Below are 26,515 nucleotides of genomic sequence, written 5' to 3'. Positions count from 1 at the left end.
GCCATACCGGTGCGCCTACACCGCCACCGGCTGCTCCAGCCGCAGCCCGCGGCGCTGGGTATCCAGCGTCACCAGCGCCCCCAAGGGCAGCGTCAGGTTGGGATCGCCATGGCCGCTGGGCCAGGCCGCCAGCACGGGAATGCCGCGCGCCTGGAATTGTTCCTGCAACAGCGGAAACAGCTGAAACTGCCCCGCCGCATCGCCGCCCGGCAGCCCCAGGCGGGTGAAATTGCCCACCAGCACGCCCTTGATGCGGTCGAATTTACCGGCCGCGCGTAATTGCGACAGCAGGCGATCGATGCGCGGCAGCGCCTCGTTGACGTCTTCGATGAACAGAATCGCGTCGCGCGTGGCGATCTCGTGGCGCGAGCCGATGGTGGCGGCGATCAGCGCCAGGTTGCCGCCCACCAGCCGGCCCGTGGCCACGCCGGGCGCCAGCACCACCGGGTTCGATTCCGGGGGCGCATCGATCCAGGCGCCCTGCCCGATCTGCCCGCCCACCATGGCCAGCACATGGCTGGCGGTGGGTTCGGCCTTGCCGGCCAGCAGGTCCTGCGCCAGCATCGGCCCGTGAAAGGTCACGAAGCCGGCCTGCCGCTGGATAGCCAGGTGCAGCGCGGTGATGTCGCTATAGCCGATGAAGGGCTTGGGGTGCTTGCGCAGCAGGCCGAAATCCAGCTTGTCGGCAATGCGCCACGAACCGAAACCGCCTTGCAGGCACCACACCGCGCCAATCGCCGGGTCGGCAAACGCCGCGTGCAGATCATTGAGCCGGGCGGCGTCGTCGCCGGCCAGGTACTCGAACGGCGCGTCGCTGCGGGTCAGCGCGGCGGGCATGATCTGGGCCTCGAAGCCCCGGGCCTGCAACCAGTCGGCTGCTTCGAACGCCGCGCCATCGGCGGCCGACGCGGGCGCCACGATGGCCACGCAGCCCCCGGGCCGCAAGGCCGGCACCGGGGCGTCGCGCCGGGGGGCGGCGTTGGACAGGGATTGGCCCGTTTGGCTGCCGGACAAGTCGCCGGGCGCGGTCTGCTCGCCTTCGCCACGGTTCGGCGAGCGCGTGGCGCAGCCCGCCAGCGCCAGGCTCGACAAGCCCATGGCACCCACCGCGCGCAACACGCTGCGGCGGTGCGGGTTGAAAGCGGGCGACGAACGGCCGGGCGAGCTTGGCATGCAGCGTCCTTTTAAGTTTTATTATTATTTATTAAATACTTATCGAATAAATATCAAGTAAAAAATGAGGTTATTCCAGAATTCACTTGAAGCTATTCGAGAAATCACTTGAAGTCCTTCGAGAATCCACTTGAGGTTATCCGAGAATTTACTTGAAGTCTTTCGGGGCCTGGAACGGGCCTAGAACCGCTCGTATTCCAGCCGATAACGCCACTGCCCCACCGCCAGCCCCGCCATCGGAAGGCGGCCAATGCGCAAGCGGCGCAGCCCCAGCAATTGCAGCCCGGCGGTGTCGCATACGTATTCGATGAACCCCAGCGCCGGCGTCTTCAGCGCAAAGCGCAGGTGGGTTTCGTTCTGCCAGCTGACCTTCATGGGCGTGGCGGGCCGGCCCTCGTAGGCCAGGCCGCGTTGCAGGCGCGCCAAGCCGGCCGCGTCCAGCGTGCCGCGCACCTGGGCGATGTATTCCTGTTCGACGTGCCGGCCCTCTTCGACCAGCTTGCGCGACACCGCGTATTCCTGCGTGTACACCACCAGCCCGCTGGCTGCGCGCTCGAGCGGCGTCGCCAGCTTCAGGCCGTTGAACATGCGCTTCAGGTAACGCAGGCCCGAGCGGTCGCCCGGCATCAGGTTGGCAGGCACGATCAGGTCCAGCGCGGATTCCTGCGGGTCTGATGCCGACAGGCCCGCCGGCTTGTGCACCAGCACGCTCACCGGCCGCATGTCTTCCAGCTTGGCGCCGGCAAGCAGGCTCACCGTCTGGTTGGCGCCGACGCGAAAACCGGGCTCTTCCACCACTTTGCCATCCACGGCCACCCAGCCGCCTTCGATATAGCGTTCGGCATCGCCGCGCGAGCACGATTGTTCGGTGGCCAGCCGCTTGGCCAGGCGGACGCTGTCGCTCATGGCCGGCCTCCCGAGTGCGTGGCGGACACGAGGGCAAGGCGGGAAAGCGCGGGAATGGGCGTAGAGGAATTCAGCGGAAAAATCGTCATCTTGGACACTGCGGAAAAGGCGAAACGGGGGCGTTGATGCAGGCCTGAATCACGCAAGCCTGCATTGACGGTGGCCCCAAGGCCAGAATGTTACGCGCTTTCCCCTGGGCGCGCGGGCCGCCCGGCCGGGGCATCACGCAGGCCAGCGCCGAATCCGGTTGCCGGACACGACGCCAGCCATCACCGAAAGCGCCCATCCGCCACGCCGGGTTCACCCCAGCGCCGACAACGCCTGCTCCAGGTCCGCGATCAGCAGCGGCGCCGGTTCCAGCCCCACGTTCAGCCGCACCAGCCGGTCGCCATACGGCCGCACCGTGCGCCGCAACTTGAAGTACGGCGCGACCAGGCTGGTCACGCCACCCCAGCTGTAGCCGATCTTGAACAGCCGCAGCCGGTCCACGAAGGCCTCGATCTGCGCACAGCTCGGCTGCGGCCCCAGCACGATCGAAAACACGCTGGCCGACCCGGTAAAGTCGCGCCGCCAGATCTCGTGCCCGGGGCAGGATGGCAGCGCCGGATGCAGCACCGTCTGCACCTCGGGCCTTGCGGCCAGCCATTGGGCGACCTCGAGCGTGCTGCGTTCCAGCTGGTCCAGCCGCACCGCCAGCGTCTGCAGGCCGCGCAGCGCCAGGCTGCAATCGTCCGGCGACGCCGCCATGCCCAGGAAATTGCGCGCTTCGCCCAGCGCCCGGTAATGCGCCTCGTCGCGGCAGGTCACCGACCCCAGCAGCAGGTCGCTATGGCCGCCGATGTACTTGGTCAGCGCCTGCATCGTCACGTCCACGCCGTGCGCGAAGGCGTCGAACAGCACGCCCGCGGCATAGGTGTTGTCCAGCGCCACCACGGCGCCCGCCCGGTGCGCGGCCGCCGCAATCGCCGGCACGTCCTGGATTTCCATCGTGGCCGAGCCGGGGCTTTCGCACCAGACCAGCCGGGTATTGGGCCGGATCAGCGCCGCGATGCCCGCGCCGATCATCGGGTCGTAGGTTTCCACCTCGACACCCAGGCGTTGCATCAGGCCGCCGGCCAGCCCCTGGTTGGGGCCATAGGCCGTCTCGGGCAGCAAGGCGTGGTCGCCCGCGCCGCAAAACGCCAGGTAGATCAAGGCGATGGCCGCCTGTCCGCCCGGCGTGATGAAGCAGTGCCGGCCCTGTTCGATGCGGGCGATGCGCGCCCCCAGCTCCAGCACCGTGGGCGTGCCGTGCAAGCCGTAGGTGTAGGGGGATTTCTCGGCATCCCAATCGTCGCGCAGATCGGCGGCGCGCTCGAACAGCGTGGTCGAACCGCGGCTGGTCGGGGTGACCAGCGACCGGAATCCTTCCGGCGCCAAAGGCGCGGGGTCCACCACGGCGCTGCGCCAATCGAAGGGTTGCGAGGGGTGGGTCGTCACGGGCGGCTCCTGGTGGCGGGTTGTGGTCTATGCCAAGGATAAGCCGCCCGCGCCGATAAGAATTGCACCAGCTTGCGGTGGCGCGGGGCCCAGGCCCGCGTTCAGAGCTCGGTCGGATGCTTCAGCGTGGCCGGCGCGCCCGCTTCAGGCGGCGGCACTTCGTCGACCCAGGCCTTGAGCAGCGTCGACGTCACGGCCAGGATCACCGGGCCGATGAACAGCCCCACGATGCCGAACGCGAACATGCCGCCCAGCACCCCGGCCAGGATCAGCAGCATCGACAGGTTCACGCCGCGCTTGATCAGCATGGGGCGCAGCAGGTTGTCCAGCATCGTCACCAGCACGGCCCACACCAGCAGCATCACGGCTGCCAGCTTCATCTCGTTCTGGAACAGCCACACCACCCCGCCCAGCAGCGGCAGGAAAGGCCCCAGCTGCGCCAGGCATAGCATCAGCATCAGGGCCGTGACGATGCCGGCGGCCGGCACCCCGGCAATCCACAAGCCCAGCCCGCCCAGCGCCGACTGCACCACGGCGGTCACCACGATGCCCAGCGCCACCGCGCGGATCGACAGGCCTGCCAGGCGCACGGCCGCCACCCCCCGGTGCCCGGCCAGCCGGTTGGCGAAACGCTGCACGAAATTGGCCGCCACGTCGCCCTGGAAATACAGGATGCCCGCGATGACGATGGTGATGAGCATGTGCATGACGAACACGCCCACGATGGCCGCGTTGCTGAGCAGCCATTTGGCCGCCAGGGTCACGTAGGGTTCCAGCCGCGCCAGCAGGCCGCCCGCGCCGGCATCGGCCAGCGCCTGCCATTCCTGCGCGATGCGCGGCCCGCCCAGCGGCACGCTGCGCACCCAGCCCGGCGGCGCCATCAGGGCGTAGTCGGGCAGGCTCTTGATGGCGGTCATGATGGCGCCGCCGTGCAGCGCCAGGGTGGAAATCGCCTGGTAGAGCGGCAGCACGATCACCACCAGCAGCACCACCAGCATCGCCAGCGTGGCCAGCCAGCGGCGACCGCCGCAGCGCCGCTGAATCGCCAGCATCACCGGCCAGGTCGCCACCACGATGGTGGTGGCCCAGATCAGCCCGAACAGGAACGGTTTGAGCACATACAGGCTGCCGATCATCAGGGCCAGCAGGATGACGATGACCAGCAGGTTACGGGGCAGATCAGAGGTCGGGCGCGGGATCGGGTTCAAGCGGTGCTCCAGGCGGATGGGCCCAAGGTGCCTTGGACGTGTACGAATTTATCCGAAATAGCCGTGGACGAGTCACCCGGGCGGGAGGAAAATGGCCACAGCAAGTCCGCCCAGGCGCCGCCCTGCTGCTTTCGCCCCGCCCGGGCACACCACTTGCTGTGGGCATGCCCCATGAGCTGTTCCCCCTCCCAACAAGACATGCTGTGGATCGCTTGTCGCGGGACGCCCCTGGCCTGCCGCCAGGAGGCGCCGCGATAGCCCCTCGCACCCGGCAATGCCGGGTGCCCGAGGCCTCGATAGGCTGTGTTGATTTGCTTGCCATCGTTTCTGCCCATCCGCCAGGCGGCCCGACTACGGCCTGCCTGACTGGACAGGCACCATCGCGCCCGCATCCGGCGCGCATGTGGCACGCCGGAGTGGATGCAGGCGATACCGGCCAGTCCGGTCCGCTTTTCCGGCAAGCTTCTTTGTGGAGGTTTGTGATGAAACTCGTGACCACTGCCGGCCTCGTGCTGGCCATCCTGCTAGCCGGCTGCACCATGACGCCGGGCGGCGGCAGCAGCGCCAGCGGCCAGAAGTCCAGCATGCGTTCGGACCCGGCCAACTATCACGCCGACAATTTCGGCGAACCCGACAATACGCCGTTCCAGGGGGTGTATCCCGGCCGCTAGGACGCGATGGCCGGGCGCCGCGACGATTCTTGGCCCTGACCCTGCCTGGACCTGACCCGATGACCGGGCCAGCCGCCAGGCTGCGGCGCAGTACCGGCAGAGGCCGGCGGCCACTTTCGCCGGCCTGCCCTGGCCGTCAGCTCAGCAGCTCCGCCGTCAGCCGCGCAATGATCGCGTTCGACAGAATCACCGGCAAGCCCGAGGCCTCGGCCGCCACCTGCCGGTGGCGCTCGACAAACCCCATGCAGTCCAGCACCAGCACTTCGGCGCCCTGGCGCCGCAGGTCTTGTGCGGCCTGCGCCAGCGTGGCGGTCTCATCCGAGTAGGGCGAGGCCGCCGCGCACAGCGGCGCCTGTTCCAGCGCACGCCACTTATGCGCCTCGGACGCCATCTGCGACGCCAAGGGCACGATCACCCCCACCTGCCGCCCGCCGGCCAGCGCCGCCACGGTGGGCGACACGATGCGGTCCGGCTCGATCAGCCACGCACCGCCCGCCTCAAGGTCATCGAATACGCCAGTGCACAGCACCAGCACGTAGCGGCAACCCTGGGCCGCCAGCGCCGCCGCCTTCTGCCTCAGCAATTCAAGCATCCGGGCCTTGTCCACCACCACCGACGACCCGTCCAGCAAACGCGTGATCAGCGTGGGCTGGTCGCCCTGGGGGGCATAGCGTTGTTCGATCTCGCCTCGCGACAGGCCGTCGAGCAATCCGGCATGCACGCACGAGACGCCGGGCGGCAAGTGCTGAAGAAGAATCGGCGTGATGTCGGGCCGCGGCGCCTGCCCGATGGTGATGGTGCCCAGTTGGGCGGGGGTGGACATGGCGATGCTCCTTGCGTATCAGCGCGGCGGTATCAGTGCTTTTGGACCTGGACGCCCTGCAAGTGCGCCAGCGAGCCGTACAGCTTTTGCAGCACAGCGAATTCTTCGCGGTCGAAGAACTGGCACTTGCCCTGGGTGAATTCCTTGGCGACTTCCACGGCGAACTTGGCGGCCGCGGCAATGTCGACCTCGTGGCTGGCGCCGGTGCCGCAGCCGGGCACCACCGTCTCTGCGGTGATGGCCACGCCCACCACCGGGGCCGAGGTGGCCACCGACGGTTGCAGGATGCTGTTCACGTGGTAGACGCCATTGTCGTAGGGTGTGATGTCCTGGATCGAGATCGGAAAGGTCGCGGCCGGGCGGCCCGTGGTCGTTTCCATGATGCGCAGCAGGTCTTCCGACATCCGCAGGATGTAGCCCTGCTTCACCGTGGGCGACAGCGCAAAGCCCTTGTGATTGATGATGCGGTTGCCCTTGGTGGTGTCGATCGACAGCACGGCGTCCATCTCGTCGCTCAGTTCATGGTCGTTCATGGCCTTCATGTCCACGGGCGAATCCATGAAATCCACCGGCTGGTGCGGGCGGGTGGGCGCGTCGGGGCAGATGTGCGTGCCCACGATCACGTCGCCGGCCAGCACGTCGCCCTGCGACTGCATGTGCGCCAGTTTCAGCGCGGCCGCCACCGCCGCCACGGCGCCGTCGCCGTCGGACACCAGGCCCAGGCGGCTGGGCCGCGCGCCGATGCCGCCCAGGCGGCCGACGATGCCCAGCGTGGGCGCCGAACCGCCGGCACGCTTGCCCTGGGCACCGGGAATGACCACGCGCACGAAGTCGGTCGAGCCGTTGGCGCCGCGGATCTGGGTGACGGTGACGCTGGCGTTCGGGTATGGGGCCAGCAGCCTGGCCACGGTGTCGCCGGACGCGTACGCGCTGTCCAGCGCTTCAAAGGCCTGCAAGGTTTGGGAAAGACTCACAACGGGTTCCTTTCTGGGTAAGACAACAAGAAGGGGGAATCACTTCTTGCCAAAATGCGAGGTAATGGTGGCGTTGAAGAAACTGAAGATGGCGTCGCCGGCGATGATGCCCCCGGCAAACACTTCCATATGGTTGCGGTGCTTTTCGCCGCCGACCTTCTCGATCAAGAGGCGCAGCACGATGCCGGCCGCCACGGCCCAGCCGGCCAGCGGATTGGCGATCAACAGGCCCGTGGCGAGCAGCACGCCCAGTTGGCGCTTGGGGCCGCCGATCAACTGGATGACGGCGCCGGGTATGGCCCAGATCAGCAGCATGTGCGCAATGCCCGGGGTGGCGCCCGCGTTGATGGTGGCGACATACACCTTGGCCACCGGCGGCAATTGGCCGCTCTCGAACAGCGCGCCGTAGCTGAAATACACCACCGGAATGGCAATCAAAAAGGCGATCATGGCGGCGATCAGCTGCTGCTTGCGCCCTTCCAGTTCCAGCGCCATGTCGGCGCCGTTGCCGCGCAGCATGTAGCCGGCCTTCAGGTCGTAGCCCATGTCGGCAAAGGCCGGGCCGGTGGCTACCGAGAAGCCGCACAGAATTGCCAGCGCGTGCGGCGGAAAACCGATCAACAGGCCCAGCAGCAGCGTGATGAGCGCCACGGCAAACGCCGGAAACCACCCCGAATGCATGGCCGCGATGCCCACGATCAATTCATGCACCAAGGCAGCAAAGGCGGCATACAGGATGAAGCCCAGCAGCATCGGCACCGACATGTCGGCATACAACCCCGCCAACAGCGAAATACCGGCGGACAACAGGATGTAGCCCACGCCGCCCAGGCGCAGGCTGCTGCCCACGCTGGGGCCGGTCGGGCCACTGGCCTTGGGGCCGGACTTGCTGCGCATCACCATCACCACCTGCACCAGCGCCACCAGGCCCGCGCCGATCATCATGCCGTGCGGAATGTATTGCTTGCTGATGTCGACGCCGAACAGCGGTTCGGAATAGCCGCGCAGCAGCAAGCCGATGCCGAACATCGCCAGCGCCCAGATGTTGCCGATGAAGGCCACCCCGAACGCCGACATGGGAATCTTGAACCACGAGCCCACGGTGCCCACCACGATGCCCAGGCCCAGCAGCTTGGCCTGCGTGCCGCCCTGGTCGCCGGCCTTGATGGCTTCGGCCGCCGCCACGCCCGGCGGCCAGGCGCCCGTGGCCGGGAACACCGTGCTGCCGAACAGGCGATACAGCATGTAGGCGTCCAGCAGCATCGCCAGGCCCACGCCCAGGAACATCGGCAGCACCATGTCGGGGCGGCCCAGCAGATACGGAATGGCCAGCGGCAGCAGCAGGCTGTTGGCCGCGCCGAAGGTGGCCGAGGAAATCGCGGTCTGCGCCAGGTTCTGCGCGTGCACCGAACGGTACGAACGCAGCAGCTGCACCGGAATGCGCGACAGGATCATCGCGACCAGCGCGCCGATGATGGAGGTATTGGGCGTGACGCCCAGCGTGACGATCAGCTGGATGCCGATCACGGCGCCGAACACGCTCAGCGCGGCCAACAGGATCAGATTGGAAAGCGATAGTGCCCTGGGATGCGACGGGGGGCCCTCGTGTGCCGAAGCGCTATGGGGCTCTACGGCGGGTTGGGGGGTGGACTTGATCATCGTGCTCACACTTGAGTGACAGGAACGGGAGAACCCCAGGCCGGATCGCAAACCAGCCGGCCCAGGGTGGAGGCTTCCGCGAGCAGCTCGGCGGCCAGCGCCTTGACGCTGGCCGCATCGGCCTGCGCCGCCGGAAAGGAAAGGCACATGGCAAAGCGCTCCATCGACACCGGGTCGCTCACGGCGCAACTGATGGACGCCACGCCGGGGATGGCTTCATTGATCGCCACCGCAAACCCCGATTCCCGCACGCCCTGCAGCAGGGCCTGAACGTCTTGCACGGTGCGCGGCGCGTTGTCCGAAATGAAGGGCAGCGACTTGCCCAGCCGCTTGGCGACTTCCGCATCGCTGTCGCGCGCCAGCAGCACGCGGCCGGTGGACGTGGCCCAGCTGGGCGAACGGTGGCCGGGGTGGGTGGTGACGCGCAGGGGATGCGTGCCGTGCTGCACGTGCAGCACCATGATGTCCCTGCCCTCCAGCACCGAGATGTAGCCGGTATGGCCGCTTTGGGCGCTGAGCCGTTTCAGGGCGTCCTGCATCTGCGCGGACAGCGTGGTGGTCTCGCGCACCAGCCGGGACAGTTCCAGGATGATCACGCCCGGGCCATAGGCGCGGGTGCTTTCCTCACGGTCGAGCAGCCCCAGGTCCTTCATCTGCGCCAACAGGCGCGACGCCGAGCTTTTCGGCATGGCCAGATGCTCGACCAGATCGGTCACCGTGACCTTGCGATGCAGCTGGTTGATCAGGCGAAGGATGATGGCGGCGTTTTCGAGTGAGGCCATAAAGTTCCAAAAAATGAGACTTGGTTCCAGTTAATGAGCCAATTTTACGCCTGGCCAATCCGCGGGAAACGAGGACTAACCCTAGGTTCCGGCCGCTCGCCCCCGGCCGGCGCGGGGACCCAAGCACCGGAAACAGGCAAAAAAAAGGACCGGCACAAAGCCGGTCCCTGCCCTGGCCGCCCTGGCGGGCGCGGCGGTCTTACCAGGCGTATTTCACGCCGATCTGGCCGCTGGCATCCTGGTAATTGCGCGCACCGGTTTCCAGCCCCAGGCTGCCCGACAAGGTCAGCGACTTGGTGACATTGCCTTGCAAGCCCGCCTTCAGTTCCACCCGGTTGGCCGGCAGTTGCTCGCGCACCGCTTGCCCATCGAAACGCACCGTCTGCGAGGCGGGGCCGCGCAACCAATTGAGCTCGGCGAACGGCAGCATCTGCGCCACGCCCTGGGCGTTGTCGATGCGTCCTTGCAGGCGCACGCCAACCCGGGTGGTGACGCTGGTCTGCGACGGATCGCTGACGTGGGTGCCGGTCTTTTCCAGGTGGTCGCCCGCCTGGTAACGGGTGACGATGGCTTGAGCCTGCGGCTGCAGCGCAAGCTGGCGCGTGCCGTTGTCGTAGAGCTTGAACGAGTAGCCCGCTTCGACCGACGCCGAGCTGGCGCGAGAACGGTAGCTTTCCTTGGGCAAACCCTGCCCGTTGACGGTGTTGTCGTAGCGGCCCATCATGGCCCAGGTGTCCACGTACGGGCCGGTCAGGATGTCGGCATTGCCGAACCACGTGCCATAGACCCCGATGTTGTAGCCCTCGACCTTGCCGCTGGCGCTCAAGCCGTTGCTGCGGGCCCGACTGCTGCTGGTGCCGTAAGACGCCATGACGCCCATGCGCATCGACCCATCCTGGCCCACCGAGAAGCGCAGCAGATCACTGCCCCCGTGGATCAGGTAATGGGTGGACGTGTCCTTGATGCTGCCCGCGCCATCGCGGCTGTCCTGGCCGCGCACCATGCGTACCCAGCCGGCGCGTTCGGGCTGGCCGTCTGCGCCCGGCGCGTAGCCGATACGGTCACGCAACGAGTGCTGCTGCTGCGTGCTGGCCGCCAGCTTGTTGTTCAGATAGGCGCCCACCTCGGGGCGGTAATTCTCGTCCCGCGCAGGCGGAACAGGATTCGGCTTCGCCGGGTCCGTCGGCTTGCTCGGATCGGTCGGCTTGGTCGGTTTGGCCGGATCTGTCGGCTTGGCGGGATCTGCCGGGTCGGGATTGGTCGGCCCGATCGGCGGCAAGGTGCTCGCCGTCGACACCAGATACCAGTCATTGGCCGTGCCGCCGACCCCGCCACGTGCCAGGCGGTAGTCGTACGCGCCCGCTGCAATCTGCCCCACGCCCTGGCGATAGCCGTCCGAGCGCGCATCCAGATGGAAGGCATCGGCTGTCGTCGTCGCGCCGTTTTCGGTTTGCACCAGACGGATGCCTTGGGTGGTCAGGGCGCCGCTGCCGCCCGCATGGCGGATCACCAGGCCGGTGTCGCCTGATGCGTGGCCGCCATCCAGCACCAGCTTGTCGGTGGCCGACGTGTCGTCGCCCTTGAAGGTGGCCATCACGATCGAACCGCCCTGCCCCACGTAGTTGCCTTGCACGCGCAGGGTGTTGCCGACGGCCGCACCCGCCACATACAACGTGCCGCTGTTGGTCAGGCCATTGGCCAGCGTCAACGTGCCCGGCGCGGCGCTGCGAGCATTGCTCAAGGCATTGAACAGGCCCAGCGAACCCTGGTTCGTCACTGCGCCCTGGACCGTGCCGTCGCCGAACAGGCCCGCACCGGCGGCGACCGTAACGGTACCCGCGCCCGCGGCGCCCAACGTCGCGCCGGGTTGCGCGGGGCCTCCGAACCTGAGCACGCCAGCCTGGATGGCCGTCTTGCCCGTCTACGCCAGGTTGGCGCCCGCGGTCAGGGTACCCAAGCCCCGCTTGATCAGGTCGCCCGTGCCGGACACCGCGTTCTCCAGCGTCCAGTTGTCAGCGGTATCCAGCACCAGCGTGCCGGCGTTGGCAATGCTGGACGTACCGAGGTTGGCGGCCTGCGAGGCGGTCAGCGTGGTGCCGGCGTCGGTAATGAAGCGACCCGAGAAGGCACTGTTGTCGCCTGCCGCATTGACGCTGGCCGCGTCGGTCAGCGCCACGGTACCCGCGCCGCTCAAACCATTGGCCAGCGTACCGTTGGCCCCCTTCAATTGCAGGTGGCCGGCGTTGGCGATCGTACCGGAGCCCAAGCCGGCGGGGCTGTTCAGCACCGCGGACGCCCCGGCATCGATGGTGGTGCGCGCCGAGAGGCCCGTGTTGGCGCCCAGCACCGCCAAGGTGCCACCCTTCAGGTTCAAGGCGCCGGCCCCGGCCAGTTGGCCCGCCGACGAACCGCCGTTGGTGATGGACAGCGCCCCGCCGCGCAGGTCGAGCGACGAGCCCGCCAGACCCGCCAGGGTGCCGATGGCTTGCGTCTTGCCATTCATGTCCACTGTTGCATTCGCGGCGATGCGCAGTGCGCGGGTCTGACCCAGGGCGCCACTGGCGTCCAGGCGCAGCGTGCCGCTGGCCACACCCGTCTCACCTTCATACGTGCTGGCCGCGTTCGACAGCGACAGCACGCCGCTACCGGCATTGATGGACACGTTGCCCGTGCCGGTGAGCTTGGCCGACAGGTCGGCGTTGGCGCCCGTGGCGCCTGCATCCTGCGCCAGCGTCAGCGTCTTGCCGCTTTGCAGGTCCAGCGCCGTCAGGCCGTAGTTGACGTACAGGCCGTCGCCCGGCGCCGTGGTCAGGCGAAAGTCGTAGGTGCCCTTGGCCACCACATCGCCGCCCTGGCTCAGGTCCACTTCTCGGGCTGCCGTGATGGCATTGCCGTTCTGGTCCTGCAGCGCCAACGCACCCGCCGACCCCAGCGTCGCGCCCGCCGATACGAGCTTGATGCCCGTGTTCACGTCATCCTGCGCCAGCAGGTTCATCGCGTTCGGCGTGTTGGGCGCGGTCGCCACGACGCTGGCCGGCAGTGTCACGCGTACCGCGCCACCGCCGCTGGCGTCCAGCGTACCGGTGGCAATGGTGCCGGGCGCGGTGATCTGGCCAGGCACGGTGGCGTTGAAGACCAGCGTGCCGCCGTCAAAGGCCAGCCCGCTGATCGATTGGGTTCCATTGCCGACCGACGTGACACTGTCGGCCCCCATCTTCAGGGTGGCGCCGGCAAGCGCGGCGGTATTGGTGCCGCCCAACAGGAACGTGCCGCGGTCCATGGACAAGGTGCCCGCAAACGCGGTGCCCGCGCTGGCCGCGAAGTCGAAGGCATGGCTGCCGCCGGTATCCACCTGCAAGAGGCCGGTGCCGGTGAGCGCATTGCCCAGGGTCACGGCGCCTACGACCGTGGGTTTGAGGACCAGTTTGGCGTCCCGGCCATCCAGGTTGATGGCGGCGCCGGCAGCGGGTTTGCCGCCCAACGCCGTCTGCAGCGTCAGCGTCGACGCGTTGCGCAGCGTGACCTGATTGAACGCACGGATCGCGTTGCTGTCGCTGAGCGTATAGCTGGCATCGTCGAACACCAGCACGTCATTGCCGGCGCCCCCGTCCAGCGAGGTGAACCGATTACCCGCCCCCTGCACCGTGACGGTGTCGTTGCCGCCCGAACCCAGGAAGGCCGCCAGACTGGCGCCCTTCTTGAGCAGCAAGGAATTGGTGCCGCTGGCGCCGGTCAGCTTGACGCTGCCGGTCACGCTGCCGCCGTCCAGGGTGAGCGAGTTGTCGCCCTGGCCTGCCTGCACATCGCCATCGATGGTGCCGGCGTTGTTCAGAATGTTGCTGCCCGCGCCCAGGTCGACCAGGCCGGCGATACGGCCCAGGTTCACCAGCGTGGTGGACTGGCTGTCGAACGACAGCGCCGTGCCCGTGCCGTTAGGCGCCGTAATGGAACCGGTGGCGCTGTTGGTGAAGTGATTGACCTTGTTGGTTGCCACGGTCGCCGCCACCGTGCTGGTCGAGGTCAGCCGGCCGCCGTTGACCACCGTGGTCACGCCGTCGCCCAGCACCAGGGCCGAGCCGCCGGCCGCGTTCCGGATGTCAACATTGACCGCGGTATTGACGGTACCCGTCGTGTTGGCCACGATGCCGCGCCCGCCTGCGCCGGTCACGTTGACCGTCAGGTCTTGCGAGTCGGACAGGTCAAGACTGCTGGCTATATGGCTGCCGTCGGCCGCCTGGAAGGCAATGCCGGCGCCCGAACCCGACACATTGATCGTGCCGCTATTGGTCTTGCTGATGGTGGCGCCGGTGCGCAGGCCGATGCCGTGGGTGACGTCGATCGTGGTGTCGAACAGTTCGATGCCAGAGATTTCACCGGCGTTCTCGATGCCGTTGCCGGTCGCGCCCGCGGCGTTCACCACCAGATGTGCGCCCCGCACGTTCAGGGCGGTGGCCCCGGCATCGACCAGCACGGCATGCGCACTGCCTCGCCCTTCGACGGTGCCCAGGCCCGACCCCACCAGGTCCAGGCTCGCGCCCGCGCCCAGTTCCACGGCGGCGCGGCCGTCCGTAGCAATGATCTGCCCACCCTGATTGTCCATCCGGGCATTGGCGCCTTCCACAAAGACGGCCGTACCGTTGGCCTGAATGTTGCCGGTGTTTCGCACCGAGCCGCCTTCCACGCGGATCGCCTGGGAGCCCGCCCCGGAAAAGCGCAGACTGCCATTGTTGACGAGCGCACCCAGATTCTGTGCGGTGAAGCCCACGGCGCCAGCCTGGGTCGAGTTCAACGCGGCGCCGTTGGTCAGGGTGGCGCCGGTGTTGGTGGCCAACACGGTAGTGCCGTCCAGTGCATACAGATTGCCGTCCACCAGTCCGGCGGTGGCGCCTGCCTGGGTCAGGTTGATGACCGTACCATCAGCGACGGTGGCATGCGCGCCACCCGCGACGTACAAACCTTGGGCGCCTTCCCCGCTCAAGGTGAACAGGCTGCCGCTGGCTACTGTGACGGTCGTGCCGGAGCCGCTGGCGTAGATCCCCGTGGCGTTCTCGCCGCTGGCGGAGATCTGGATGCGGCCGTTCAGCGATGCGCCGTCGTCCAGGCGGTACAGGGTGGAATCCTTGGCCGAGGCGTCAAATACGGTGCCGGCCGGCACGTTCGTGTTGATCGACGCGCCGTCGCCCAGCAACCGGAACAGGATCTGGCCAGAGGCCGTTGCCGAGAAAAGCGGCATGGCCGACCCCGACAGGTTGACGGTAGCGCCGTTGAAGGCCTCTACGCCAACCGCGCCGTTACCGTTGAGCCGGATGTTGCCGCCGGTCATGTTGACCGTGGTATTGGCGCCGCTGGCGCTGATGCCCACCGACCGGTTGTCGAAGTCGCCACCGTTCAGCACCAGATTGCCCGACGTATTGACGTTGGTGGCCAGCAACCCGCTGGGATCGCGGGCCCGGATACCGGTGCCGCCGGCACCCACGGTAATGGTGCCGCTGTTGCCGCCGCGCGCGCCCGCCTCGACCAGGAGGCCGGTTGCGCGGTTGCCGGTAAAGACGATGTCGCCCGAATTGTTGACCTCGGCGCCATTGCGCGCAATGTAGCCGGTCACCCCGCTGAGATCGGACGTGAGCGTCGCGCCGCTGACCAGGATGGTACCCGTGCCAAAGCCGGCTGCGCCCGCATCGACGCGGCCATCGGCCAGCGCGCCGCCCACCGCCGTCCCGACGGCGTTGCCGGACAGGTCGTATTTCTGGCCGTCGGCGATGCCGGCAACGGCGCCCGTGGCGTGCGGATCGTTCATGTTGATGATCGCGGTGCCCGCGATCTTGCCCTGGGCGCCGCCCTCGACGCGCACGCCGGTTGCGCCTTCGGCCGCCAGGTTGATGGTCATGCCGCCCGAATTGAAGGCCGACACGTCGCTGCCCGTGACGCCAGTCATCAGCATGGCCACCGAGTTCTTGCCCGCCGCCGTCAATGCCGAGGTCGCACTCGCCGCGCCGGTAAAATCGGCGCCGTCTTCCACGCGAAACAGCGTGGAACTCTCGGTGGAGACCACCTGCGCGCTGGTGCTGTTATTGGTGATCTGCGCATTCGGACCGTAGACAAAATACCCGGTCTGCTTGATGCCGCCGCCGAAGTTCACCATACCGGCGCCCGATACCGCGACCGCGCCGCCACTGCGGGCATGCACGCCGATAGCGCCGTCGCCGGTGAGGTTGACCGCGCCGGACAGGGTGACCTTGCTGTTGGCGCCTTCGGACCAGATCGCGTAGTTGCGCAGCCCGGACGCCGCATCGACACCGGCCAGCACGTTGATCACGCCACTGGACACCGCACGGCCGCCGGACACGGCCTGGATACCGATATTGTTGACCCCGCGCAGGTTGATCGTACCGGCGTTGTCCACGGAACTGTCCGGCCCCGCCACGCTGTGAATACCGATGTTGACCAGCGGCGCGGCGTTGAAATGCCCGCTGACGTCGATGGTGCCCGCATTGACGACGTTGACCAGAGAGCCGCGCGTCTGGATAGCAATGCCGCTTTGCACTTTGTCGCCGATCACGATCGTGCCATCGTTACGCACATAGGTATTGCTGGGCGCATAGATCGCTGCCGCGCCGGTACCCACCGCAACATCCGCGCCGCCCTGGTGAATGGCAGCCGCCGAGAGATCAGCGGATGCCGCGCGGCCGACGTAGATCACGCCATCGACCCCGTTGGTAAAGCGCGAGACGGCGCTGCCGGACTGCAGATTGACGCCGATCAGCCGGCCCGTGCCGGTGGGCGCGCGCGTACCCAGGTTCATTGCGCCGTTGTTGGTTGCGGCGGAGCCGGGATACACCACCAGCGCGGTCTGAACGCTGGCGTTATTGGTGCTGAACGTCCAGGAGGCCAGGTTCACGATGCCATTGTTGACATAAGTCGTGCCGGCGTCCCGGATTTGATCGGGATTGCTGCCCGCGCTGGGCGTCGTGCCCTGCTCCCCCAGATTGCGCACGCCATTGTTGATCAATCGTCCGCCGGAATCGGCTTCCATGCCGACGGTGGCGCGAGTGTTGGTCACGGTCCCGTCGTTGATGATCAGCCCGCCATTGGAGGCCTTGAGCAAGGTGCCGCCGCCTGACTCGGTGAGGTTAACCAATACCCCCGTGGCGGTAACGTGGCCGACGGCTGAAACGCCGTCGGCTTGCATGCCCACTCGCGTGCCCAATGGCTTGAGCAACGGATCGTCCGCGGCGATGGTCCCCGTGGTGGGCGTGGCGTGATAGGTGCTGTTGGTGTTGGTATAAGCCTGCGCAATGGCATTGTCGTAGGCCGTCTGCGCAGCCGCCCCGCTGCCCAGCTTGCCGGCGCGCAATTGCGAAATGAGCCAGGTGTTGTAAGCCTTGAATTGCGCAAGGTTTCCTACCGTCTGAACATGCGGACCATCTGCCAGCTGGACGGTAAACCTGCCACTATAGGAAGACGACGTCAGGTTCAGGTCATACGGGCGCAGGCCATCGGGGCTGACGCCGGAGAAGGCGATCGTGTTGCTGGAATTCCAGTTAGCCGTGCCGTCGGTGACTTTGACGTAGGTCGTGTCCTTGACGGTGACATCGCCGACTTGACCCGACGCATTCATATTGAACGTGCCCCCGCCCGACACGGTAGCCAGCGACGCGTCGAAGAAGATGGCCGCGGTGGCGGAAGACGCATCGAACGCGGTGACCATACCGGAGACCGCGCCCTGGGTGATGCGGTCATTGGAATAGGTGTTGACGACAAACGAGCCCTGGGTGATCGGATCGACCACCGATATGCCGACGTTCTTGGCGCCCGTTGCCACCGAGAACAATCCGGCGGGGTCCACGGCACCGGTCAGAAACCCCCTTCTATAGGCTTCCGCCAGACTCAAACCGGTGCCCTTGATGACGGTCGATCCGGTGAAGTTGACCGCTCCGTCAAGCGACCCCACACCGCCATTGACGTTGATGACTTGGCCCCCGTTGTTGGCGGTGCCGGGCGTGTAGTCATTTGCGTGAGCGAACCCGGCCCCCGGCCCGCACACCGCGGCCCCGACGGCCAGCGCGCAGAATACTGAGCGGGCCATGGCCCGGCGCGTACTGCGTTGCTTGCCGCGTGCGCGCACGCATTCGGACACGACGACCCAGGCTTGGGCGGCCTGGCTCCAGATAATGCGGTAGGCGATGTTCATGTGCAATGACCTTCAGGGATTTCTAAACAGTTCCCATGATCGGATCGCGCTGCCCTCGCGGGGTGATGCCATTTCCGACAGGCCTGAGGAAATTTCCTCTAGTTCAGCTCGCCGTCGTCCGCCTGTGCCAACGTAGGAAATTTCTACAAGGGCGTCCGTCCGTTTCCTACACCGTAGTCACCGCAAGTGGGGCAATCTGGCGGCACCACGCGTTGCGGCGTGTACGTCGGTAACGCTGCCGGCCCGGCCGCACAACGCTTCCCTTTCTTGCCATAAAGGAATCCGCCCGGGCGCGCCGCCCTGTCGCGGTCCGTTGCCTGTTGCCCGCGCCTGCCCATGCCCCTGCCCCGATTTCCGTTGCCCGCCGCTGCACCACCGCCTTCGCGCGATGATGACTTCGACGAGGCGCCCGACCTCACCACACGGGCGCCTGCCTCGCTGCCCGCCGCCGTCTACGCGCTGCCCGTGGCCATCCGGCTGGCGCTGGCCGCCGGGGAATGCAGCGCGCTCAGGGCGTGGCGTTCGCACCGCAACCTGTCAGCGCGAACCCTCGCCGACCTGGCGGGTTTGAACCTGCCCACCCTGCATGCCATTGATTGCGGCTTCGTGGGGTTGTGCGAATGGACAGTGGCGCCCATTGCGCGGGCCATGCGCATCGGCGACAGCCAGCTGCTGCTGGCGCAGCGCCTGGCTGACCAAGCCGCTGAAAACACGTGCGCCACAACAACGTAGGCAATAGCGCCCGGCCACGGTCCGCGCCGTCAGCGCGCCCGGCCGATCCGCGGCGCCGCCGGCAGGGCCTGGCCGGCCGCACCGCGCCATAGCCATTCCATATTGGCACCCTGCAGTCCATAAACGGATCAGATAGGCTATTCTTCCGCTATCGTCCCGTATCGCAAGGAACGTCCCGCTTGACTACCGTCCTTATCGTTGACGACCACCCCGTGCTGCGCCTGGTCCTGAAGACGCACTTTGCCCAGGTGATGGGCGTCACCAAGATCCTCGAAGCCGACAACGGCCAGACCGCCATCCAGCTCGTGCGCGACGAACGCCCTGGCCTGGTCATCCTGGACATCGATATCCCCCGCATCAACGGGCTGGACGCCATTCCGCGCATCCGCGCCATCGACCCCAAGGTCGGCATCCTGGTCATCACCGGACAGGACCAATCGGTGTTCGCGCCCCGCGTGAAAGAAGCCGGCGCCAATGGCTACGTCAGCAAATCCCAGGACCTGTCGGAAATCATCCGCTGCGTCGAGGCCGTGCTCGCGGGCTATATCGTGTTTCCCAGCGCCAACGTGCTGCCGGGCGCGCCCCGCGCCGAAAGTCCGAACAATTATGTGGAACGGCTGGACCGCCTGTCCGACAAACAGGTGATCATCATGCAGATGCTGGCGCGCGGCATGTCGAACAAGCAGATCGGCGATGCGCTGTTCATCAGCAACAAGACCATCAGCACGCACAAGACGCGCATCCTCGCCAAGCTTGAATTGCGCACCCTGGTCGAACTGGTCGACTTCGCCCGCCAATGCCATATCGCACCGTAGGCGGACCGCCGCCGATGAGCCGCGCCCTGGTGCTGGGACCTGCCGGCGAGTTGCGCCGGCAACTGGCGACCCAGCTTGCCGCACTGGGCCTGGGCGTCATCAGTCTGCAGCAGTTGGCCCGAAAAGACAGGGAACGGGTACGCGGCGCCCACGTCCTCGTGTTTTGCCACACTGCCGCGGCGCAGTATCCCAGCGCCGAACAACTGCGCAGCTATGGCTTGGCGCAGGCGGTGCTGCTCGCGGTGGACGCCGCCGACGGCGCGCCGGTGCTGGCCGATGCCGCGCTGGCCGCACCGGTGCGCGACACCGACCTGCTCGGGGCGCTGACGGCGGCCGGCTACGAGGTGCCGGCCCACGAAGAATTGCTGCGCCTGTCCGATACCCTGTTGCGGCTGGTCGACGGCAATACGGCGGTCACCGCCGAACTCGTGACCAGCCTGCTCGCCACCGGCGAATCCGATCTGCACGACTACCAGCGCGAATGCGCCGACCGCCATTGGGCCAATGCCGGCTCGCGGGCCCACCGGCTGGGCGGCACGGCCCGCATGAGCGGCTGCCACACGCTCATTGCGCTGTGCGCGCGGGCCGAAGCCCTTTGCGCCCAAGGCGATGCCGCCGGCATCCTGCTGGTGAACACGCTGCTGGTGCCGGGTGTGCAACGCCTTTGCGCCATGCTGCGGCTGCTGGCGGCCCGCGGCCGCTAGCGCCGCGTGATATTGCCGCCCAGTACGGCGGCCAACATGACTTTGACGTCCGCCACGCCGGTATTGCGAATATCGGCCACCCCATGCGCGCCCACCTGCTCGGCCAGGTATTCGAAGTTGGACGGCTTGGCCTGCTTCTGCACCAGGATCTTGGCCTGCGGAAACACGGCGCGCAGCCGCGCCACCACCGCCAGGCATTTGGTTGGGCTGCGCATGATATCGAGCACCACGATTTCCGGTTCGGGCGCCGCCAACGTGCGCAGGGCCAGATGCAAGACGCGCAGTTCGACGCACGTCACCCGATCGAAATGCGCGGCGAACCGGTCCGCGCAGGCGGCGTGTCCCGCCAGAGTGTCTGTAATGATCAACGCTTTCAAAGCTTGTTTCCTTGGGCGGCCGCCGGGGCTGTCGTTCGCCCGTTCTCATGCCGTGGCGGAGCCGTATTCTGCGCGCGGGGTAAATGGGTCCTAGACACGAAATTTCTCCAAACCCGGACGGGAATTTCCGCTAAATGTTGCGGTCACGACTGAGCGGGCTGGTCTGCCCCCTGCGCCAGCAGGCCTTGAAATTGCGGCACCGTGCCGTCAAATCGGATCTGCCCTTGCGTGACGTAGATGACACGGTCCACCAGCGTCAGCAGATTGGCCTTGTCTGTCACCAGCAGCACCGTGGCGCCCTGGTCGCACCTGGCCCGCAGCATGGCCAGCAACTGGCGTTCGGCTTGCGGATCCAGGCATTCGGACGGCGTATCGAGCGCGTAGACGGCCCGCCGGCTGAGCGCCATCCGGGCCAGCGCCAACAGTTCAAGCGTGCGCCGGCCCAACGCAGGCAAGGCCGCACACGGCGTGGCCAGCCCCTGGGGCCAACGCGCCACCACTGGCGCCAGGCCCGTCTGCCGCAGGCTGGCCGCCAATTCGTCGGGGGTTCGCGCTCCATCCAGGTCCAGGTAGTCGCGCGGGGTCGGGCCAATCAATTCGGCGCTTTGCCAACCGTAGTGCACCTGCTCGCGCAGGGTTCGGGCGGCGTCTCCCGCCAGCGCGCAGCCGTTGTATTGCACGCTGCCGCGGGTGGGCGCCATGACGCCCAGCAGCAGTTTGAGCAACGTGCTTTTGCCGCCCGCCGCGGGGCCCACGATGGCGATGCGCTCGCCGGGGCGGATGTCGAGCGACACGTCCTTGAGCGCGAGCGGCGCGGCGTCGCCATAGCGCAACGACACGTCGCGCAGGCACCAGCCCGTGCCGGCCCGGGCCATGTCCTGCACCGTGGGCGGCGCGGCGGCCGAGGCCCCAAGCGTGTCATTGACCTGATGCAGGCAGACACGCATCTGACGCAGGCTGGGCAGCGCCGTCATCAGCGAACCCAGCGGTTGCAGCATGCGGCCCGACAACAGGATGGCGGCAAAGATGCCGGCCGGCTGCATGCGGTGGGTGGCCACCAGGTAGTACGCCAGCACCACGATCAGCAGCGTCTGGCCGTTGCCCAACAGGTTCAACGCCGCGCTGCAGCGCGATTGCAGCGCGTAGCGGCGTTGCTCGCGCTGGCGCTGGGTTTCGGTAGCCACCAGGTATTCGGACGCCAGCACGGATTCGGCGTTGGCGGCGCGGTACAAGGCGTAGCGATCGGCGGTGACGGAAAACGCGGCGTCGTCCGGCGGCCCCGCGGCGTCCAGCTGGCGGTCATAGCGCCACATGACCCAGGCGCCCACGGCAAGGACGGCGGCCGGCGCCAGCGCCAGCAGGCCGCCAAGCCAGGCGATGATGGCCAGATACAGCACGGCAAAACCCAGGTCCAGCACGGAACTGCCGATCAGGCTCCAATACAGCGAGCGCAACCGCGACAAGGCGGCCAGGCCGCGCACGGCACCGTTGCCCCAGTCCAGCGCCTGCGTGAGCGGCGCGCGGCTGAGCCAGTGTGTCAGCTGCGGCAGGCAGGTGGCCTGGAATTCGTCGGCCAGCCGCATCAGGGCGCGGCTGCGTTCGTTGCGCAACAGGTATTCCAGCCCCAGGCAGAACGCCGCACCCAGAGAAAGCACCCAGAGCGACATGTCGGCCTGGGCAGGCAACACCCGGTCATAGATGGCATTCATGTACAGCGGAATGACCAACGCGAAGGCGTTGATGACAAAGGTGGCCAGCCCGATTTCCCGCAGCAGGCGCGAATCGGACAGCGCCGCCTGGCGAAATTCCCGCCAGCCCAGCTTGGCGAAGGTGTGGCTGGGTACCACGCGATACAGCGCGCCGCCCTCGGGGGGCTGCCCCTGGCGCAGGCCGCCCACGCGCCAGTCGTGGCCGCCATGGCTGACGGCCTGGGCCTGGCCGTCGTGGATCCAGAGGTACGGCCCGGGCGCCAGGGTCGCCTGGGCGGCGGACGCCGAGGCTGATGCTGATCGGGATGCGGACGCCGATGCGGGGATCGCGGCGCCGCGCACCGGCACGCAATCGATGCGCAAATGCCTGGCCGCCGCGTCGAGCCAGGGCTGCAGCGCCGCCTGGCCGGCCAACAGCTTGACCTGACGCCGCCATTGCCACTGCGCCACCGGGCCGAGCAGTTGTTCGGCCGCCTCGAGCAAGGCGTCGCCCAGATCCGCGGGCGGCGGGGTCGAGGGAGCGGCGCGGACCGTGGGTGCCGCCGACGCGTGAAGGGAAATATCCATGAATTGCCTTGTTAAGCGTGCGTGCCAGCTAGTGCGCCACCACGACGGTCTGCCCGCCGTGCGACCAGGTCTGGTGGTCGGCGGTGTTTTCCGTCATGGTCCAGCCGGTCTGGGAAATGCTGAAGGTGTCGTGGTTGTCCAGCCGCACGGTCAGCGACGTGTCGCCGGCGCCCGCCATCAACTCGTTGAGGTTGATGGCGACGTTATCGGTCTTGCCGTCCGAGAAGTTGATGGCCGAGATGTGCGAGATGCGCACGCTGGCGTCCAGGCTGAAGCTGCCCCCCGCGCCCTGCTTGACCATGACGTCGTTGCCGTCCGCGCCGCCATCGATCTGGTAACGGGCCAGATCGCCCTGGTTCGAGAAGATGAATCGGTCGCTGGCGGACGAACCGACGATCTTGCCGATCTGCACCAGCGTGTCGAACGAGCCGAAACCATCCTGCACCTGGCCCGAAGACAGATTGGCCTCGATGCCCTGCGGCGACGTGAAATAGCTGGCGGTGGCCAGGCCATCGGCGCCGCCGATCAGGATGTCGTTGCCGCCGTTGCCCACCAGGACGTCCGCGCCGCCGTTGCCGATCAGGGTATTGCCATCGTTTCCGCCTATGAGGGTGTCGGCGTGCGCCGTACCCGTGATATTGCGCGCGCCCGTCAGGCGGTCCAGACCGTTATCGGCCTTGTTGACGATTTGCGCCGCCAAAGTGAGGTTGGCGGTGATGCCGCGGTCCAGCAAGGAATAGTCGACAGTATTGTTGCCGTTGCCCAGGTTCAGGGTGTCGTTGCCTTTGCTGCCGTAGATATAGTTGTTGCCATTGAACTCGGTGATGATGTTGTCGCGATCATTGCCCCAGATCGTGTCGTTGAAGCCATTGGTGCCCGTGACGTTATTGACGTTGAACAGGCGGTCCTGGGTGCCATAGCCGTCATTCAGCGCCATGCCGACGCCCGACGAGACGCCGTCGTTGCCACCGCCGCCCAGGTCCAGCACGATGCCCTGGGTGGCACCCCAGCTGTAATAGGCCGTGCCGCCGATGAGCGTGTCGTTGCCGCGCCCGCCGAACAGCCAGGTCCGGGCGTTGGCCGCGGTCAGCGTGTCGTCAAAGTCACTGCCCCAGATGCCTTCAAAGCCGCGCAGGGTATCGGTATAGCCCCCGTGTGCCACCGTGCCGTTGCCGGCACTGTCCAACACCGCCGTGACGCCTTGGCTGCTGCTCGCGTACATGGCGTAATCGCCCGTGCCGCCCGAGCCGTCGAGCGTGTTGTTGCCCGCCCGGCCCTCGTAGTAGTTGGTGTTGCGTCCACCCTTGAGATAGTTGTCGGCGTTGGAGCCCGCCAGGTAATTCACGGCTGCCGTGTACGACGCGTGGACGCTGTCGATGCCGGACAGGGTGTCCACGCCAAACCCCGTGTTGTCGACACGATTGAACTGCTGCCCACCGCTCACGTAGGGGTTGGCCAGACCGGATGCGACACCGTTCAGCAGATCCACGTACAGGTTCTGGTTCAGCGCCGAGTAGTCGACCAGGTCGCGGCCCTCGCCGCCGTCCAGAGTGCTGGACCCCATTGAGCCCTTGAACGTATCGTCGCCGTCGCCGCCACGCAGGATGCTGCCGGCCGCCGCCTGGAAGGTGTCATTGCCCTGCGTGCCGATGACTTCCTTGAAATTGGCGATGCGGTCGGTGCCGCCGCCCGCCTTTTGCACGGTGCCAGTGGCAAGGTTGACCGTCACGGCGACCGCCAGCCGGGAGTAGTCCAGCGTATTGCGGCCGGCGTCGCCGTCCAGGTTGTCGGACCCGCCGCTGCCGAAGATCGTGTCGTCACCGTCACCGCCGTTCAGGGTGTTGTCCCCGGCATCGCCCTCGAGCACGTCGTCAAAGCGCGAACCGATCAGGCTTTCGATGCCTTCGTAGGTGTCGGTGCCGCCGACGCCGTTGCGCCCATCCTGGGTCTTGCCGTCGGCCAGACTGGCAACGACGCCACGGATATCGGTGGACTGGCCATAATCGACCCGATCGAAACCCGCGCCGCCCGACAGCAGATTCTGGCCAGCGCCGGGGATGAATATGTCGTTGCCGTCGCCGCCGTAAAGCCGCGCATCGCCGCTGCCAGCCGTCAGCAAGTCGTTAAATCGGGTGCCGACCAGGCTTTCGATATTGACCAGCGTATGCAGGATCTTGCCGGCTTGGACCGTGAATCCTCCGCGCAAGTCACCGGAAATGCCAGCGTCAAAGCCGCTGTAGTCGACCGTGTCCAGGCCTTCGCCGCCGTCGTACAGGCCGGTGGCCATCGAGGCCACAATGCGGTCGTTGCCCGCACCGGCATGAATTTCGATGGCGGTGAAGCCGGCGTGGATCGTGTCGTCGCCGCTGCCGGCAGTGACGAGCGTCGAGCCAGGCACCGAGGCCAGCACGAAGGCACCGTCTGAACGCTGGATCTCGAAGGGGGTTTCCATGACGATGAAGGTCGCCTGGTGTTCGCGCACGGAACCGTCAGCGGTCTCGTACTGGAACGTCAATGCCAGCGAGTCCTGGCGCCCCTTGGGATACAGCAAAAGGACGTCGCCAGGATTGAGTCCATAAGCCCGGCCCTCGTCAGTGCCATATTCCACCACCCGGTAGCCGGCGGGCAGGCCACGCAAGACTTGCACGGCCCCGACCGCGTCGACCAGGTGGACCACCCGCGTCATGGTCTCGCCCGAGAACCGGTCCGGATCGTCGGCGTAGATAGTCCAGCCGTCGGTCTGTTCGCTGAGATCGATGGTCTTGGTACCGTATTGCATGGCCAGCGCGGGGTCCGACTGCGCGCCCTGCGTCGCCGCGCCGCCACGGTAGACGAGCGCATCGGCATCGATGCGGGCATCAAGCTGGAGCAGGCGCAGGTCCTTGTCCAGCGGAATAATGCCAGGGGTGACCGGCGGTGTGGGCGGCGGATTCGGGGGGTTCGTCGGCCCCGGCGGTTCAGGCTGAGGGGGCAGCGGCGGTGCCGGCGGCTCGGGTGGCGGCGGCGGAGGTGGCGGAGGTGGCGGCGGCGGCGGTGCAGCGTCTTCAGGCGGCGACCCGGAAGACTTGAGCATGGTGACCGGCGCATCGCCGTCGCCGGAATGGGCCACGATCGGTTTGGTAAGTGACAGTGCGTCGCTGCGTTCGCGCCCGCCCTGCCCGCTTTGCTCGCTGGGCTTGGCTTCCTGTTCCAGCACGACCACTTCCTCGACGATCTTTTCGACCACCTTTTCCACGACCTTGGGGTCGGCCGGCGGTGCAGCGGGCGGCGCTACCGTCGCGGCCTGCGGACCCGCCGCCGTGGGATCGACATTGACGACCTGGCCCACGCGCAGCAGGTCTTCCGAACTCATCACGGTGCCATCCGCAAAGCGCAGCGTGTACAGATGCGGCTCGTAGGAAGCCAGTTCTGCCGCCAGCGGCAAGATCAGCGATCTGCCGTCGGCTGCCTTGAGCACCACGTCGGCGCCATCGAGCAGCACGGTGACCGTGGCGCCGTCCATGCTGACTTGATTTTCGGTGCGGGTGTAGATCACCGCCGACACCGGGGTCTGCCCGGGCTCGGGCAAGATGGCCGTCTTGGCCGTGGCGGCGGTGGACGCCGGCGCGGGGGTGGCTGCCGTGGCTGAAGCGCCGCCTGCGGATTCTGGCGAGGCGGCCGGGACCGGCGGCGAGCCGGCCACGGATTCGGTCGGGGCGGAAGCGGGTGTAGTCATGGCGGGTTCCTGCAGATAAGTGAGATCGGT

Annotated in this window: 17 protein-coding genes; 4 read left to right on the top strand and 13 right to left on the bottom strand. The window is 67.1% G+C overall.

Going from position 1 to position 26,515, the window contains the following annotated elements:
- Positions 1 to 15: 15 nt before the first annotated feature.
- The 4 genes from HV798_RS14770 to ydiK all read right to left on the bottom strand — a co-directional run bounded on the left by HV798_RS14770 (position 16) and on the right by ydiK (position 4,766).
- Entirely contained in the window at positions 16 to 954 is a 939-nt protein-coding gene (locus HV798_RS14770) for a S66 peptidase family protein (protein WP_175193063.1), read from the bottom strand.
- Positions 955 to 1,353: 399 nt separating this feature from the next.
- On the bottom strand, positions 1,354 to 2,079 hold the full coding sequence (locus HV798_RS14765) for an RNA pseudouridine synthase (RefSeq protein WP_175193020.1): 726 nt from the start codon (positions 2,077 to 2,079) through the stop codon (positions 1,354 to 1,356).
- A gap of 300 nt (positions 2,080 to 2,379) precedes the next feature.
- Positions 2,380 to 3,558: a cystathionine beta-lyase gene (locus HV798_RS14760; protein ID WP_175193021.1), complete on the bottom strand. Its 1,179-nt coding sequence runs from the start codon at positions 3,556 to 3,558 to the stop codon at positions 2,380 to 2,382.
- Positions 3,559 to 3,659: 101 nt separating this feature from the next.
- Positions 3,660 to 4,766 (bottom strand): AI-2E family transporter YdiK, encoded by a 1,107-nt coding sequence (ydiK, locus tag HV798_RS14755; RefSeq protein ID WP_175193022.1) that lies wholly within the window; start codon positions 4,764 to 4,766, stop codon positions 3,660 to 3,662.
- Positions 4,767 to 5,248: 482 nt separating this feature from the next.
- On the opposite strand from ydiK, the gene HV798_RS14750 reads away from it, so the two are divergent.
- Positions 5,249 to 5,437, top strand: a complete 189-nt coding sequence (locus tag HV798_RS14750; RefSeq protein WP_175193023.1) for a hypothetical protein — start codon at positions 5,249 to 5,251, stop codon at positions 5,435 to 5,437.
- Positions 5,438 to 5,573: 136 nt separating this feature from the next.
- Here the strand turns inward: HV798_RS14750 and HV798_RS14745 are convergent, their stop codons facing one another.
- From HV798_RS14745 to HV798_RS14720, 6 genes are all read right to left on the bottom strand, one after another.
- On the bottom strand, positions 5,574 to 6,260 hold the full coding sequence (locus tag HV798_RS14745) for an AroM family protein (RefSeq protein ID WP_175193024.1): 687 nt from the start codon (positions 6,258 to 6,260) through the stop codon (positions 5,574 to 5,576).
- 32 nt (positions 6,261 to 6,292) lie between these two features.
- Positions 6,293 to 7,234, bottom strand: a complete 942-nt coding sequence (locus tag HV798_RS14740) for a DUF1177 domain-containing protein (RefSeq protein WP_175193025.1) — start codon at positions 7,232 to 7,234, stop codon at positions 6,293 to 6,295.
- A gap of 39 nt (positions 7,235 to 7,273) precedes the next feature.
- Positions 7,274 to 8,893: an OPT/YSL family transporter gene (locus HV798_RS14735; RefSeq protein ID WP_175193026.1), complete on the bottom strand. Its 1,620-nt coding sequence runs from the start codon at positions 8,891 to 8,893 to the stop codon at positions 7,274 to 7,276.
- Between the two features lie 5 nt (positions 8,894 to 8,898).
- On the bottom strand, positions 8,899 to 9,675 hold the full coding sequence (locus HV798_RS14730; protein WP_175193027.1) for an IclR family transcriptional regulator: 777 nt from the start codon (positions 9,673 to 9,675) through the stop codon (positions 8,899 to 8,901).
- Between the two features lie 199 nt (positions 9,676 to 9,874).
- Complete coding sequence (locus tag HV798_RS14725; RefSeq protein WP_175216465.1) at positions 9,875 to 11,569, bottom strand: autotransporter outer membrane beta-barrel domain-containing protein; 1,695 nt, start codon at positions 11,567 to 11,569, stop codon at positions 9,875 to 9,877.
- Positions 11,570 to 11,596: 27 nt separating this feature from the next.
- Entirely contained in the window at positions 11,597 to 17,866 is a 6,270-nt protein-coding gene (locus HV798_RS14720) for an ESPR-type extended signal peptide-containing protein (protein ID WP_175216464.1), read from the bottom strand.
- 336 nt (positions 17,867 to 18,202) lie between these two features.
- Between HV798_RS14720 and HV798_RS14715 the strand changes: the two genes are divergently transcribed.
- From HV798_RS14715 to HV798_RS14705, 3 genes are all read left to right on the top strand, one after another.
- Positions 18,203 to 18,598, top strand: a complete 396-nt coding sequence (locus HV798_RS14715) for a hypothetical protein (RefSeq protein ID WP_175193029.1) — start codon at positions 18,203 to 18,205, stop codon at positions 18,596 to 18,598.
- A gap of 179 nt (positions 18,599 to 18,777) precedes the next feature.
- Positions 18,778 to 19,413, top strand: coding sequence for a response regulator transcription factor (locus HV798_RS14710; protein WP_175193030.1), 636 nt, complete (start codon positions 18,778 to 18,780; stop codon positions 19,411 to 19,413).
- A 14-nt stretch (positions 19,414 to 19,427) separates the two neighbouring features.
- On the top strand, positions 19,428 to 20,117 hold the full coding sequence (locus tag HV798_RS14705) for an Hpt domain-containing protein (RefSeq protein ID WP_175193031.1): 690 nt from the start codon (positions 19,428 to 19,430) through the stop codon (positions 20,115 to 20,117).
- On the opposite strand, the gene HV798_RS14700 is transcribed toward HV798_RS14705, so the two are convergent.
- The 3 genes from HV798_RS14700 to HV798_RS14690 all read right to left on the bottom strand — a co-directional run bounded on the left by HV798_RS14700 (position 20,114) and on the right by HV798_RS14690 (position 26,485).
- Positions 20,114 to 20,494, bottom strand: coding sequence for a hypothetical protein (locus HV798_RS14700; RefSeq protein ID WP_175193032.1), 381 nt, complete (start codon positions 20,492 to 20,494; stop codon positions 20,114 to 20,116). The genes HV798_RS14705 and HV798_RS14700 overlap by 4 nt on opposite strands.
- 143 nt (positions 20,495 to 20,637) lie before the next feature.
- Positions 20,638 to 22,770: an ATP-binding cassette domain-containing protein gene (locus HV798_RS14695; RefSeq protein WP_175193033.1), complete on the bottom strand. Its 2,133-nt coding sequence runs from the start codon at positions 22,768 to 22,770 to the stop codon at positions 20,638 to 20,640.
- Positions 22,771 to 22,798: 28 nt separating this feature from the next.
- Positions 22,799 to 26,485: a calcium-binding protein gene (locus HV798_RS14690; RefSeq protein WP_175193034.1), complete on the bottom strand. Its 3,687-nt coding sequence runs from the start codon at positions 26,483 to 26,485 to the stop codon at positions 22,799 to 22,801.
- Positions 26,486 to 26,515: the final 30 nt, after the last annotated feature.

Origin of the sequence: Achromobacter deleyi (assembly GCF_902859705.1) — a bacterium.
GTDB lineage: Bacteria > Pseudomonadota > Gammaproteobacteria > Burkholderiales > Burkholderiaceae_B > Achromobacter > Achromobacter deleyi.
Note: the sequence above shows the minus strand (reverse complement) of the source record. Positions and strands in the feature narration are given on the sequence as shown.